Here is a 12,517-nt window from a genome sequence, read left to right on the forward strand (position 1 = left end):
GCCCAGGTAAGGGCGCAGAATCGTCGGCCGAGGCTACGACCTGGGGAAACGAGGGCACGACGTGTACGTGGTAAAGCTGCAAGAGGTCGACGAGACACAGGTCGCGGTCGTGGGCGGCAAGGGTGCGCACCTGGGCGCGCTGTCGCGGATCGAAGGCATCCGCGTACCGGCCGGCTTCTGTGTGACGACGGCCGCCTTCCAGCGGGTCGTGGCGCAGGCGCCGTCGATCGCCGACGGGCTCGACCGGCTGTCGCGCCTGCACCCGGACGACCGGGAGGGAATGCGCACGCTCAGCGCGCAACTGCGCCGCGCCACCGAGGACATCGCTATCCCCGACGAGCTCACGGCGGCGATCACCGGCGCGCTCGACCGGCTCGGCGAGCAGGCCGCCTGTGCCGTCCGGTCCAGCGCGACGGCGGAGGACCTGCCGACGGCATCCTTCGCCGGTCAGCAGGACACGTACCTCAATGTCGTGGGACCGGCAGCAGTCCTTGAGCACGTCAGCCGCTGCTGGGCCTCGCTGTTCACCGAGCGGGCCGTGACGTATCGCGTGCGGAACGGCATCGACCACCGTACGGTCCACATGGCCGTCGTCGTGCAGCGGATGGTGCTGCCGGACGCGGCCGGTGTCCTGTTCACGGCAGACCCCGTCACGGGCAACCGGAGGGTCGCCACCGTGGACGCTGGCTTCGGACTCGGCGAGGCGCTGGTCTCCGGCATCGTGAACCCGGATGTCCTCAAAGTGCGGGACGGTGAGGTCGTCGCCAGGGTGATCGCCGCCAAAGAGCGGCAGATCGAGGCTCTGCCCGGCGGCGGAACGCAGGAAGCGGCGATCGACCCGGGGCGGCAGGAGCAGCCCGCGCTGACGGATGAGCAGGCCGTACGGCTCGTGCGGCTCGGACGGCGGATCGAGGCGCACTTCGGCAGTCCGCAGGACATCGAATGGTGCCTGGCCGACGGTGAGTTCCAGATCGTGCAGAGCCGGCCGGTCACGACGCTGTTCCCCGTCCCCGTCCGTGAAAGCAGTGACCGGGACAACCACGTCTATGTCTCCGTCGGTCATCAGCAGATGATGACCGACCCCCTGCGGACCCTGGGCGTCTCCGTGTGGCAGCTGACGGCCATGGCGCCCATGTACGAGGCGGGCGGGCGGCTGTTCGTCGACGCCACCCGGACCTTGTCCGCGCCCGCGAGCCGCGCCGGCCTCCTGGACCTGGCGGGGAGGTCGGATCCGCTGACCAGGGACGCGCTGGAGAGCGTCCTCGACCGTGACGACTTCGTCCTGCCGGCCCTCGCGGACGCGGCTCCCGGCGGGAGACAGGCCAGGGGCGCGTCCTCCCCGGTCGCGACGGACCCGGCCGTCGTCACCGAGCTGATCGAGCGCAGCCGGACCGCCCTCGCCGCTCTGGAGCGCGACATCCGGACGAAGACCGGACCGGCGCTGTTCGACTTCCTGCTGAAAGCCTTCGAGGAGCACAAGCGGATCCTCGGCGATCCGCTGAGCATGCAGGCGGTGATGGCGGGGATGGAGGCCACCTGGTGGCTCAACGACACGTTGCGGGAGTGGCTCGGCGAGAAGAACGCCGCTGACACCCTCACCCTGTCCGCCCCCGGCAACGTCACCTCGGAGATGGGGCTGGCGCTGCTCGACGTCGCGGACGTGATCCGCCCGCACCCCGAGGTGGTGGCGTTCCTCCGAGGCGTCGAGGACGAGAACTTCCTCGACGAGCTGGCGAAGCTCGCGGGCGGGAGCGAGGCGCGCGACGCCATCGAGTCCTACCTCGCCCGGTACGGCATGCGCTGCGTCGGCGAGATCGACATCACGAGGCCGCGCTGGCGTGAGCGCCCCGCCACGCTCGTGCCCGTCATCCTCGACAACGTCAGGAACTTCGGGCCGGGCGCCGCCGAACGACGTTTCGAGGAGGGCCGGCAGAAGGCGCGACAGAAGGAAGAGGACGTGCTGTCCCGGCTGCGGGCCCTGCCGGACGGGGAGCGGAAAGCCGACGAGACGAAGCGGATGATCGACCGGGTCCGCACTTTCATCGGCTACCGGGAGTATCCGAAGTACAACGTCATCAGCCGCTACTTCGTCTACAAGCAGGCGTTGCTGGCGGAGGCCGAGCGCCTCGCGGGTACGGGCGTGCTCGCCGAGAAGGAGGACGCCTTCCACCTCACGTTCCAGGAGCTCCAGGACGTCGTGCGCTCGAAGCGGGTGGACGCCGGGCTCGTCCGGCGGCGCGAGGAGGCGTTCCGGTCGTACCACGCGCTCACGCCGCCCCGGGTGCTCACGTCGGACGGCGAGGCCCTCACGGGGGCGTACCGGCGCGACGACGCTCCGGCCGGCGCTCTGCTCGGCCTGCCGGTCTCCGCCGGGACGGTCGAGGGGCGGGCGCGCGTCATCCTCGACATGGCGGAGGCCGAACTGGAGGCGGGCTCCATCCTGGTCACGGCCTTCACGGACCCCAGCTGGTCGCCCCTGTTCGTCGGCATCGCCGGCCTGGTGACGGAGGTGGGCGGCCTGATGACCCACGGCGCGGTGATCGCCCGGGAGTACGGCTTGCCGGCCGTGGTGGGCGTGGAGCGGGCCACGCGGCGGATCCGGGACGGGCAGCGGATCCGCGTGCACGGAACCGACGGGTACGTCGAGCTCCTGCCCTGAGCCGGCCCGAGAGCCTGTCGGTGCCCGGGGCGGATCGGCCCGGGCCGTGCAGGGGCGTCATGATGGAGGCATGTTGACCCAGCCCTTGCTCGTCTTCGACGGAGACTGCGGTTTCTGCACCACCTCGGTGAAGTTCGCCGAGCGACGTGTACGGCCTCGCTGCGAGATCGTCCCCTGGCAGTTCACGGACCTGGAGGCGCTCGGCGTGACGCAGGAGCGAGCCGAGTACGAGGCGCTCTGGGTGACTCCGGCCGGAACGGTGTACGGAGGCGCCCAGGCTGTCGCGAAGGCCCTGCTGAGCGCGGGCCGGGGCTGGTCCGTGCTGGGCGCCCTGCTGATGCTGCCGCCCGTGCGGTGGGCGGCCCACGGGGTGTACCGGCTGATCGCCGACAACCGGCATCGGATGCCGGGCGGGACAGCGGCGTGCGCCGTGCCGGGGCGCAGGCCGCAAGGATCGTAGAAGCCCTTTGTGGTGAGGCAGGGCCCCGAGCTGACCCCCGTGCGCTCCTCAAGTCGCCCTGGCGCGGGCCCTATTGACGCGCGTAGCCGGTCCGGGCAGTGTCAGGGGCTCCGCATCTTCCGTCCCTCCGGGAGGCACTGTGCTCAGACGTCCGTTTCGCGCCCTGCTCACTCTTGTCATGCTCGCCTCATTGACGGTGCTCGGTACCGCGGTCACCGCGGGCACCGCCCACGCCGACGACTGTTACACCTGGAGCCGGACCCTCAGTCAGGGCGCCAGTGGCGAGGACGTGCGGCAGCTGCAGATCAGGGTCGCCGGATATCCCGGATACGGCGGGGTCATCGCCGTGGACGGGGAGTTCGGCCCGGCCACCAAGTCCGCGGTCACCCGCTTCCAGCAGGCGTACGGCCTGCCGGCGGACGGCATCGCGGGCACGCAGACCTTCACCAAGCTCTACGCCCTCCAGGACAGCGACTGCACCCCGGCCCACTTCACCTACGCCGAGATGAACCGCTGCAACTCCGACTGGTCCGGAGGCGCCGTGTCGGCGGCCGCCGCCAAGGCGAACGCGCTGCAACAGATGTGGAAGCTGGAGGCCCTGCGGCATGCCCTGGGCGACCGCGCGCTGACCACCAGCAGCGGCTTCCGCTCGCACGCCTGCAACAACGCGGTCGGCGGCGCCTCGAACAGCAACCATCTCTACGGGCGCGGCATCGACCTCGTCGGATCCCCGTCCTACTGCGAGATCGTCAAGCAGGCCCGCAACCACGGCTTCAACGAGATCCTCGGCCCCGGCTACCCCGGCCACAGCACGCACGCCCACCTCGGCAGCCAGAGCTCGCGCTACTGGTCGGCGTCCTCCTGCGGCATCTGACGGCGGACGGCACCCGCTTTCTTGCCGTTCTCCATTCTCTGACTAGAGTCAGAGAATGGAGAACGAGCAGGTGGATCAGGTACGCCGCTTCAACCGGGTGGTCGCGGAGCGCGTAGGAGTGCTGCACGACAAGTACCTGGGCGGTACGCGCACCTACGGGCAGGCCCGGCTGCTCTGGGAGCTCGGCGGCGACGGTGCCCACGACGTGCGCAGCGTGCGGGACCGCCTGGGACTCGACTCCGGATACGTGAGCCGGCTGCTGCGCGCCCTGGAGCGGGACGGCCTCGTAGCCGTCGAACCCCACCCCCGTGACCGGCGGGTCCGCACGGCGCGGCTGACCGAGGCCGGGCGCAAGGAGCGCGCCGGTCTCGACGACCGGAGCGACGCGCTCGCGGTGTCGCTCCTCGAGCCGCTCGGCGACCGGCAGCGGTCCCGACTGACCTCGGCCATGGCGGAGGTGGAGCGGCTCCTGACCGCCTCGGTGGTCTCCGTCGAGTCGCTCGACCCCGGCCACGGCGACGCCGTGCACTGTCTGCGGTCCTACGCCGCCGAGCTCAAGGACCTGTTCGAAGGCGGCTTCGACCCCGCGAACAGCCTGCTGCCCGATCCCGGTGAGCTGCGCCCGCCCCGGGGGCTGTTCCTCGTCGCCCGGCTGCACGGCGAACCCGTCGGCTGCGCCGGACTCAAGCTGCCGTCCGGCGCGCCCGCGGAGATCAAGCGGCTGTGGGTCAGCCCCGCCGCCCGGGGACTCGGACTGGCCCGGCGCCTGCTGGCGGAACTCGAGGAACGCGCCGCCCGGCACGGCAGCGACCGGGTACGCCTCGACACCAACAAGGCCCTGGAAGCCGCCACGCGCCTGTACCGCACCAGCGGCTACCGCGAAGTGCCCGCCTTCAACGACGAGCCCTACGCCCACCACTGGTTCGAGAAGCGGCTCACCGCACACCCGCGATAGGCCCGAATGGCACACTTTCCCTCACACGTGACCTGAGTCACACCTCGCTCAGGCGCCTGACCTGCGTGAACTGAAGATCAGCGGGCAAGCGGGGCTGACTGAAGGTGTTCACCTTTTCGTCCGAGCGATGATGCGCCTCCGCACAAGGAGGCGCATTGTCGATCGTGAAGGTCGACGGCGCAGCGGGAGACCGAGTGCGCCGGGATCCGGCGGAAAGCCAGAGGAAGGAAGACCGTCCGTGAGCGCGGAGACGACGCAGGCGGCAAGCGACAGCGATCCGAAGTGGAACCCCGAGGCGGTCCGCCGCCACCGTGGCCTCTTCCGGGTGATCGAGCGGCGGCGCAACCCCAAGCTGCGCCGCAGCGACATCACGGTGACCGAGGAGCCGGCGGTGCGGCGCGCCGTGAAGGCGGCGATGCTCGGCAACGCCATGGAGTGGTTCGACTTCGGCATCTACTCCTACATGGCCGTCACCCTGGGCAAGGTCTTCTTCCCGTCCGGCAACCCGACGGCGCAGACCCTCGCCTCCTTCGGCGCCTTCGCCGCGGCCTTCCTGCTACGGCCGATCGGCGGATTCGTCTTCGGACCGCTCGGCGACCGCATCGGCCGCAAGAAGGTCCTGTCCCTCACCATGATCATGATGGCTCTGGGTACGTTCGGCATCGGCCTGGTGCCCTCGTACGCGGCCATCGGCATCTGGGCGCCGGCCCTGCTGCTTCTCTTCCGCGTCATCCAGGGCTTCTCGACCGGCGGTGAGTACGGCGGCGCCGCCACCTTCATCGCCGAGTACGCGCCCGACAAGAGGCGCGGCTACTTCGGCAGCTACCTCGAGTTCGGCACGCTCGCCGGATACGTCGGCGCGGCCGGTCTCGTCACCATCCTGACGACCGTCCTGGACGACGGTGCCATGACCGCCTGGGGCTGGCGCGTGCCGTTCCTCGTCGCCGGTCCGCTGGGCCTGATCGGCCTGTACATGCGGCTCAAGCTGGAGGACACCCCGGCCTACCGGGAACTGGAACAGCACGGCACCGAGCGCCCGAAGTTCCGCTTCGGCCCGTTCTTCCGCGACCACTGGCGCGCGCTGCTGCTGTGCATGATCCTCGTCGCCGCCTACGACATCGCCGACTACGGCCTGCTGTCGTACATGCCGACGTACCTCACCGACGAGCTGAAGTACGGCTCCACCGCCGGTCTCGTCGCTCTCGTCGTCGTCATGGTCGTGCTGATGTGCCTCGTGCACCCGCTCGGCAGCCTCTCCGACCGGATCGGCCGCAAGCCCGTGCTGCTCGCCGGCATGGCCGGCTTCGTCGTGCTGACCCTGCCGGCGTTCCTGTTGCTGCGCACGGGCGGCCACGTGGCGATCTACGCCGGTCTGCTGCTGCTCGGCCTGTGCCTGCTGACGTTCCTCGCGACGATGTCCGCCGTTCTGCCGGCGCTCTTCCCGACGGAGGTGCGCTACTCGGCGCTCGCGATCTCCTTCAACGTCGCCGGCTCGCTCTTCGGCGGTACGACGCCGCTCGTCATGGAGGGCCTGACCAGCGCCACCGGCAACAACCTGATGCCGGCGTTCTACATCATGCTCGCGGCGGTGATCGGCGCGGTCGCGGTCCTGTTCATAAAGGAGACCGCGCGGCTGCCGCTGGAGGGCTCCCCGCCCGCCGTCTCCACCCCGGAGGAGGCTGGCGACCTGGTGGCCGCGCAGTACGTCCGCGGACCGCTCTCGCAGTTCCCGGCCGATGCTTCTTCGGACACCTCCGCCGATGCCTCCGACGCCCCGGCCGCACCGGACCGCGGCACGCCGGAGCCGGTCGCCTAGAGAGTCCCGTTCTAGTGCGTGCGCCATACGTACGGCCCCGGTCGCTTGCCGACCGGGGCCGCGTCGTGTGAGGACTACAGAGCGTCGGCGAACGCGTCCGCCAGTACGCGCCACTGGGCACGCGGCAGGCCGGGGCCGTCCTCGGCGGACGTGAGCACCTGCAGCGCGACGTGGTCGGCGCCGGCGTCGAGGTATTCCTGGGCCCGCGTCCTGATCTGCTCGGCGTCGCCCAGGGCGAACAGGGCGTCGAGCAGCCGTACACTGCCGCCGCCCTCGAAGTCGCTCTCGGAGAAGCCCAGCCGCAGCAGGTTGTCCGTGTAGTTGGGCAGTTGCAGGTACAGGCCCAGCATGGCGCGTGCGGTGGCATGGGCCCGGTCGCGATCGGTGTCCACCACCACGGACAGCTCGGGGGCGAGCAGGGCGTCGGAGCCGAGGGCCTCGCGCGCCTGCGCCGTGTGCTCCGCGGTGACCAGATAGGGATGGGCTCCCAGGGCCCGGCCGGAGGCCAGCTTGAGCATCCTGGGTCCGAGCGCCGCCAGGACGCGGTGCCCGCCCGTCACGGGCGGCACGGCCGCGTCGAGCGTGTCGAGATACTCCACCATCGTGCTGTAGGGCTTCGCGTACCCCTGCACCATCGGCCCGTGGCTGACGCCGAGGCCGAGGACGAACCGCTCGCGCTCGCCCGCGTCGAGGCCCGCGATCCGTTCGGCGACCGCCTGGGCGGTGTGATCCCAGATGCTCAGGATGCCGGTGGCCACGGTGATCGTGCGGGACGCGGCGAGGGCGGCTGCGGCGTCGTCGGGGGAGGGGCTTCCGCCGAGCCACAGCGTGCCGTACCCCAGCCCTTCGAGTTCGGCGACCGCTTCCGCGATGGCCGCCTTGCCGGCGGGGGTGTCGGCTCGCTGCGCGTTCAGGGCGCTGCTCCAGATGCCGATCTGCCCGAATGTCTCATGCGCCGTGGAAGTCATGACGTGATCAACGGTGCGAGCCGCCCGCTATTCCCCGGTGGAGCCGCGCTTGGGCCGAACGGGTGTGCCCGAACTGAGGGGGCCCCGCCACACAGGCCTCAGACGACTGAGGTCCAGTCGGCGGGCCGGGCGGTGTGGGCGTCGCGTTCGCGGCGCAGCCGGCGCTTTTCGTGGGCTCTGGCGAGGGCCCACGCGGCTGCCGTGACGGGGAGCGCGGCCCACAGCAGATAGAGGGCCGCGCGGTACCGCTCGGCTTCCAGCAGGACGAGCGTGGCGGTGCCGCTCATGGCCAGGGCGAGGTGCCCGCAGAGTATGCGGCCGAGCGGGGTGGCGATGTGGGTGGTCACCGGGACTCCTGGCGGGGTGCCGGCCACGAGGGGCCGGGAGGCGGTAATGCCGGGCAGGAGTGGGGGGAGGTGGTGCGGGCTGAACCGAGGGTGACGCTTGGGGGTGTGATCAGGGTGCCCTCCTGGCGTGAAGTGATGTCTGCATCTTGAAGCCATTCCCGGAACGGGATGCTTTGGGGGCAAGTTGACGCCCCAAGTGGAACGGATCGGGACGGAACATCATCTTCCGTTGGTTCGGACCTGGCTTGAAAGGTACGGGAGGGCCTGAATCGCCTTGCCCGGCCCGGCACATCGGCGACGACGGGGTGGAGCGCCGCGACTGTTTCGTCGACTCCGACCGGGTCGTCCGCCGTCCCCACGGCCGTGGCGGCGCGCAGACGGTGACCCACTGGGCGGAGCTGCCCACGCTGCCCGGCACGACGACCCGCTCCGTCCTGGGGAAGGACGTACAACCAGCCCTGCATGACGTAGGGATGGCCTGAAGGCCGCCTCCGGACGGTGTCTACGGACGGTTCATGAGGAGGAAGCGGGCGAGGTCGCCGACGGTGCGGCCCTGCGCCCGGGCCGTGGTGTGCAGCCAGGCGAGGGCATCGGCCACGCTCATGCCGCGGGCCGCGGCGACGACACCGGCCGCGACGTTCAGGTCGTCCTCGTCGGCGGTGGACCTGATCTGGTCGATGATCTCGTAATCCTGGTCGGCGAGCAGCACGTGTGCCGCGATCTCGGCGAGTGCCTGTGCATCGGCCGGCGGCTCGCCAGGGGTCGCACCGCGCTTGCGGTACAGGGTGAGGGTGCCGACCGGGGTGGTGGAGGACCGCAGCGGGTAGGCGAACGCGGCACCGACCCCGAGTCCGCCGGCGGCCTCGGTGAACAGCGGCCACCGTGCGCCCGCCGGGCCGAACTGGCCCAGGTCGGAGACGAGAACGGGCTTTCCGGTGCGGAAGGCGGTCAGCGCCGGGCCCTCGCCCGTGAGGAAGTGCAGTTCCTCGGCGCGGCGTCCCCACGATGAGCTGACGGCCAGTTGGACGGGGAGCAGAGCGCCGCCGTGCAGGCTGATGACGGCGGCGTCGATCCGGGGGAGGTGCTGGGTCGCGACGGCGCACACGGCCGCGGCGCAGTCACCCGCCCTGTTTCCCTCGGCGGCGTGCACGATCTCGTGCCACAACGTGTCACGCCGGGCGGAGCCGCGCGGCTCGGCCTGGGCGCCGGTCGGTGGTGTGAAGTCGCGAGAGGACATGGATCCGTCGGCCGCCGCCTTGATCGCTTGTTCGTAGTGGTTCAGGGCCAGTAACACCCGCTGTACGAGCGGGGCCTGCGGTACCGCGTCCCCGGCGTCACCTCTGTGTGCGCCGCTCAGGACGTCGTGTACCGCTGTCACGTCCTCGACGTGGTGCAGAGCGCCGACGACGCGGCCGTCCGCATCGCTCAGCGGGGAGTTGACCGGAGTCCACGCTTTGCGGCGAAAGGCGCCCGGGACGCCGGAGTCGGGGATGTCATAGCGCTGGATGCCCATGTCGTGGGCCGACTTGTACCGCAGTACTTGTTCCAGCGAAGCAGTGAGGTTGCGTACGCCGGTGGCGGTGGCATCGCGGGGAGCGTCGGGGAACGCGTCGAACATGAACGCGCCGAGCAGTTCCTGACGTGTCCGCCCGGTGGCGGCGAGGTAGGCGGGGTTCACCCCCTGGATACGGAAGTGCGTGTCGAGCACCACGTACGGAGCGGTGGTCGCCTCGAACAGCTGGCTGCTGGAGGTCGCCCTCAGTACTTCATGCATCGGTCGCGCACCTCCCGGACCCGGAACCCACGATGTGCCCACCCGCGCAGAATATCCTTCTGTCATGAGGCCGCCAGGGGCTACCGGCAAGTACTGCGGAGCGCCGGGCCGAAGTCGTCCGTCGCCGGGAGCCCTCCGGCCGGGTGCGGTGCGGCGCGGCTGCCAGGCCGCACCGAGCCACCGCCGTAGCGTGGCGATATGGGTACAGAACTAGACATCTACGCTCCGGCGCCCCGGCGCAGGGCCATCCCGCGACGTATCGCTCTGATGTGCGCCGTGGTCGCGGCAGGGGCCCTGATCGCCGGGTGCGGCAGCGACGACGACGGCGCCGCCCAGAACGGCGCGGCCTCCGACAGCGCCCCTGCGTCGACGAAAGCCTCCGCCTCGACGACGCCGTCCGCGTCGGCGGGCAACCTCACCGAGGACCAGGCCGAGCGGAAGGACCTGGTCCCGAAGGCCAAGGTCGGCTACGACAAGGCGTGGGACACCGCGGTGAAGGCCGTCGCCGGGTCGAAGCCCGTCTCGATCGAACTCAAGGGCCCCGCCGACAAGCCCAGTTGGAGTGCCAAGGTGGCGAAGGAAGACGGCACGGAGCACACCGTCCGCGTCGACGCCGTCACCGGCAAGGCGGGCCAGGAGCAGGCCGACGCCGACCAGGACAGCGACGACAAGAAGGAACTCGCCGGCCGGCTGTCCAAGGCCAAGGTGACCCCGCAGCAGGCCGCGAAGACCGCGACGGGCAGGACCAAGGGCACCGTCACCTCCGTCGAACTCGACGACACCGACCAGGGCGGGCCCCAGTGGTCCGTCGACGTGGTCACCACGAACGACTGGAACAAGACGACCTACGACATCGACGCGACCAGCGGCAAGGTGCTCAGGCAGCACACCGACCGGGACTGAGAGCCTGTCTTCGAACACCGACCGGGACCGGCGGCGCCTATCTGGCCAGGCCGGCCTCCTGGTCGCGGGCTCGCTCCACGTGCCTCAGGCACTGCCGCGTGAGGCTCTTGCTCATCCCGGTGGAACGGGCCAACTCAGCCAGGTGCTGCGGGTGTCGGCCCGCGGGGGCCCGGGACTCCAGCGCGGCGACGACGCGCTGGACCGCCCAGCGGGGAAGGTGGTGCGGCATGGTGTGTCTCCACCGAGCCCGGCGCGGCGCCCCCTCCGGAGAGAGGGGGCGCCGCGCCGGGCTCGGTCAGCTGTCTACGAGTGTCACGTGCGCGCGGAGAGGTCCGCGGGCCGGTCGGAGTGCTCGGAGGGCCCCGCATCCTCCTCCGGGAGACCCCCCGTGTCGCGTCGCCAGAGCGGCTTCAGCCGGTAGGTCAGCAGGTACAGGACGACTGCCGTCACCGCCGCGACATACATGCTGAGGTCTCCGGCCCCGGGGTGGGCCGCGGCGAAGGGTCCGGTGTAGATGCTCGACTGCCAGAACGGGACGGATGCCGCGACACCGCCGGCCCAGGCCACGAGACCCCAGTTGACGACGCGTGAACGGTCGTAGAGCTCGGCGATCCTGCGGGGGTCGCTGCGCCCGCCCACGTAGAAGTCGACGAGGAGCACGGCGGCGAAGGGTGCGATGAAGTACGCGGTCAGGTTGAGGAAGACCTTGAACTTGTCCTCCGTGCCGGCCGCGCCCCACAGGCTGACGGCGTAGGCCAGCAGACAGATCACGACCACCGCCTGGGAGCGGGTCACCGGGACCTTCAGTGTCTGGACGGAGATCGCGCCGCCGTAGACGTTGAGGAAGTTCTGTGCCAGAGCGGACAGGCCCACGGCGATCAGGGCGGGGACGGCGAACGGGCCGGCCAGTTCGTGCAGTGCGGCGATGGTGTCCGTGCTGGACGCGGAGCCGCCGACCACCACGCCCAGGATGCCGAGCCAGCAGATGGTGGCGAAGTTGCCCAGGCCGGTGTACCAGGCCGTGCGGCGGATGACGCGGGGAGTGTCGGGCAGATAGCGCGAGTAGTCCGACGCGAAGGGGGCCCAGGCCACGAGGAAGGCGAGGAACCATCCGCCCAGGGTGATGGAGCCGCCGGTCGAGCCGACGTACCCCGCCGCCTGCGGGTTGGCCTCGAAGAGGGTTCCGCCGCGCACCACCGCGACGACGGTGATGAGGACGAACAGCGGGGTGAGGACGTAGGTGAGGATCCGCTGAAGGAAATTGATCATGTTGTAGCCGTAGACGGCCACGACCACCTCGACCGCGGTGAGCACGCCCGCGCACAGCCAGTACGGCAGGTGGGTGAGGGCCGCGAACGCCTTTCCGCCGAGGATGACGGTGACCGCGGCCCAGCCGACGCCGGAGAAGACGTTGATGTAGGCCACGGGCAGGAAGTTGCCGAAGAAGCCCAATGGGCCCCTGGCCTGGATCTGCTGGGGCACGCCGAGACGCACCCCCATGCGCGACATGACGGACATCAGCAGCGAGCCGACGGCGGCTCCGACGACGATCGCGACGGCAGCCGCGGAGAAGCTGAGGCCGAAGAAGGTCGCGCTGAAGCCGAGCAGGATGACAGGGAAGTTGAGGCCGGCGGCGAACCAGACGAAAAACTGTGAACTCGGTTTGCCGTGCCGCTCGCTGTCCGGGATGTGATCGATGCCGAACGGCTCGACCTTGGTGACCGCGCTGCCGTACACGGGGCCCTGGGAGGCAGGTGTCAT

General features: G+C 70.6%; 12 protein-coding genes. 7 read left to right on the top strand and 5 right to left on the bottom strand.

Annotation, left to right across the window (positions count from 1 at the left end):
* Positions 1–61: 61 nt before the first annotated feature.
* From rph to ABD366_RS19080, 5 genes are all read left to right on the top strand, one after another.
* The gene (gene rph / locus ABD366_RS19060; protein WP_324767710.1) at positions 62–2,659 is read left to right on the top strand and encodes a rifamycin-inactivating phosphotransferase; all 2,598 of its coding nucleotides are present in this window, start codon (positions 62–64) and stop codon (positions 2,657–2,659) included.
* A 70-nt stretch (positions 2,660–2,729) separates the two neighbouring features.
* Complete coding sequence (locus tag ABD366_RS19065) at positions 2,730–3,119, top strand: thiol-disulfide oxidoreductase DCC family protein (protein ID WP_324767709.1); 390 nt, start codon at positions 2,730–2,732, stop codon at positions 3,117–3,119.
* Between the two features lie 139 nt (positions 3,120–3,258).
* Entirely contained in the window at positions 3,259–3,993 is a 735-nt protein-coding gene (locus ABD366_RS19070; protein WP_324767708.1) for a D-Ala-D-Ala carboxypeptidase family metallohydrolase, read from the top strand.
* A 55-nt stretch (positions 3,994–4,048) separates the two neighbouring features.
* Positions 4,049–4,948, top strand: coding sequence for a bifunctional helix-turn-helix transcriptional regulator/GNAT family N-acetyltransferase (locus ABD366_RS19075; RefSeq protein ID WP_324767706.1), 900 nt, complete (start codon positions 4,049–4,051; stop codon positions 4,946–4,948).
* A 238-nt stretch (positions 4,949–5,186) separates the two neighbouring features.
* Positions 5,187–6,764 (top strand): MFS transporter, encoded by a 1,578-nt coding sequence (locus tag ABD366_RS19080; RefSeq protein ID WP_324767705.1) that lies wholly within the window; start codon positions 5,187–5,189, stop codon positions 6,762–6,764.
* A 74-nt stretch (positions 6,765–6,838) separates the two neighbouring features.
* Here ABD366_RS19080 and ABD366_RS19085 read toward each other — a convergent pair whose 3' ends face one another.
* Both ABD366_RS19085 and ABD366_RS19090 read right to left on the bottom strand, forming a co-directional pair.
* Positions 6,839–7,732: an LLM class F420-dependent oxidoreductase gene (locus ABD366_RS19085; RefSeq protein ID WP_324767704.1), complete on the bottom strand. Its 894-nt coding sequence runs from the start codon at positions 7,730–7,732 to the stop codon at positions 6,839–6,841.
* Between the two features lie 98 nt (positions 7,733–7,830).
* Complete coding sequence (locus ABD366_RS19090) at positions 7,831–8,079, bottom strand: hypothetical protein (protein WP_324767703.1); 249 nt, start codon at positions 8,077–8,079, stop codon at positions 7,831–7,833.
* A 245-nt stretch (positions 8,080–8,324) separates the two neighbouring features.
* On the opposite strand from ABD366_RS19090, the gene ABD366_RS19095 reads away from it, so the two are divergent.
* Positions 8,325–8,561 carry an AQJ64_40280 family protein gene (locus ABD366_RS19095; protein WP_324767702.1) on the top strand — a complete coding sequence of 79 codons (237 nt, stop codon included), beginning with the start codon at positions 8,325–8,327 and terminating at the stop codon, positions 8,559–8,561.
* Positions 8,562–8,581: 20 nt separating this feature from the next.
* Here the strand turns inward: ABD366_RS19095 and ABD366_RS19100 are convergent, their stop codons facing one another.
* Positions 8,582–9,853 carry a PAS domain-containing protein gene (locus ABD366_RS19100; protein ID WP_324767701.1) on the bottom strand — a complete coding sequence of 424 codons (1,272 nt, stop codon included), beginning with the start codon at positions 9,851–9,853 and terminating at the stop codon, positions 8,582–8,584.
* A 198-nt stretch (positions 9,854–10,051) separates the two neighbouring features.
* On the opposite strand from ABD366_RS19100, the gene ABD366_RS19105 reads away from it, so the two are divergent.
* Positions 10,052–10,756, top strand: a complete 705-nt coding sequence (locus ABD366_RS19105; protein ID WP_324767699.1) for a PepSY domain-containing protein — start codon at positions 10,052–10,054, stop codon at positions 10,754–10,756.
* Positions 10,757–10,793: 37 nt separating this feature from the next.
* Here the strand turns inward: ABD366_RS19105 and ABD366_RS19110 are convergent, their stop codons facing one another.
* The gene (locus ABD366_RS19110; protein WP_324767698.1) at positions 10,794–10,985 is read right to left on the bottom strand and encodes a hypothetical protein; all 192 of its coding nucleotides are present in this window, start codon (positions 10,983–10,985) and stop codon (positions 10,794–10,796) included.
* 83 nt (positions 10,986–11,068) lie between these two features.
* Positions 11,069–12,517 (bottom strand): purine-cytosine permease family protein, encoded by a 1,449-nt coding sequence (locus tag ABD366_RS19115; RefSeq protein ID WP_324777120.1) that lies wholly within the window; start codon positions 12,515–12,517, stop codon positions 11,069–11,071.

This window comes from Streptomyces kunmingensis (assembly GCF_039533535.1).
Lineage (GTDB): Bacteria > Actinomycetota > Actinomycetes > Streptomycetales > Streptomycetaceae > Streptomyces > Streptomyces kunmingensis.

What these genes read in the sequence shown, in the direction of transcription:
- ABD366_RS19105 (WP_324767699.1), top strand. Translation starts at nt 10,052, where the DNA reads ATGGGTACAGAACTAGACATCTACGCTCCGGCGCCCCGGCGCAGGGCC.
- ABD366_RS19085 (WP_324767704.1), bottom strand. Translation starts at nt 7,732, where the DNA reads ATGACTTCCACGGCGCATGAGACATTCGGGCAGATCGGCATCTGGAGC.
- ABD366_RS19065 (WP_324767709.1), top strand. Translation starts at nt 2,730, where the DNA reads ATGTTGACCCAGCCCTTGCTCGTCTTCGACGGAGACTGCGGTTTCTGC.
- ABD366_RS19075 (WP_324767706.1), top strand. Translation starts at nt 4,049, where the DNA reads ATGGAGAACGAGCAGGTGGATCAGGTACGCCGCTTCAACCGGGTGGTC.
- ABD366_RS19110 (WP_324767698.1), bottom strand. Translation starts at nt 10,985, where the DNA reads ATGCCGCACCACCTTCCCCGCTGGGCGGTCCAGCGCGTCGTCGCCGCG.
- ABD366_RS19115 (WP_324777120.1), bottom strand. Translation starts at nt 12,517, where the DNA reads ATGACACCTGCCTCCCAGGGCCCCGTGTACGGCAGCGCGGTCACCAAG.
- ABD366_RS19100 (WP_324767701.1), bottom strand. Translation starts at nt 9,853, where the DNA reads ATGCATGAAGTACTGAGGGCGACCTCCAGCAGCCAGCTGTTCGAGGCG.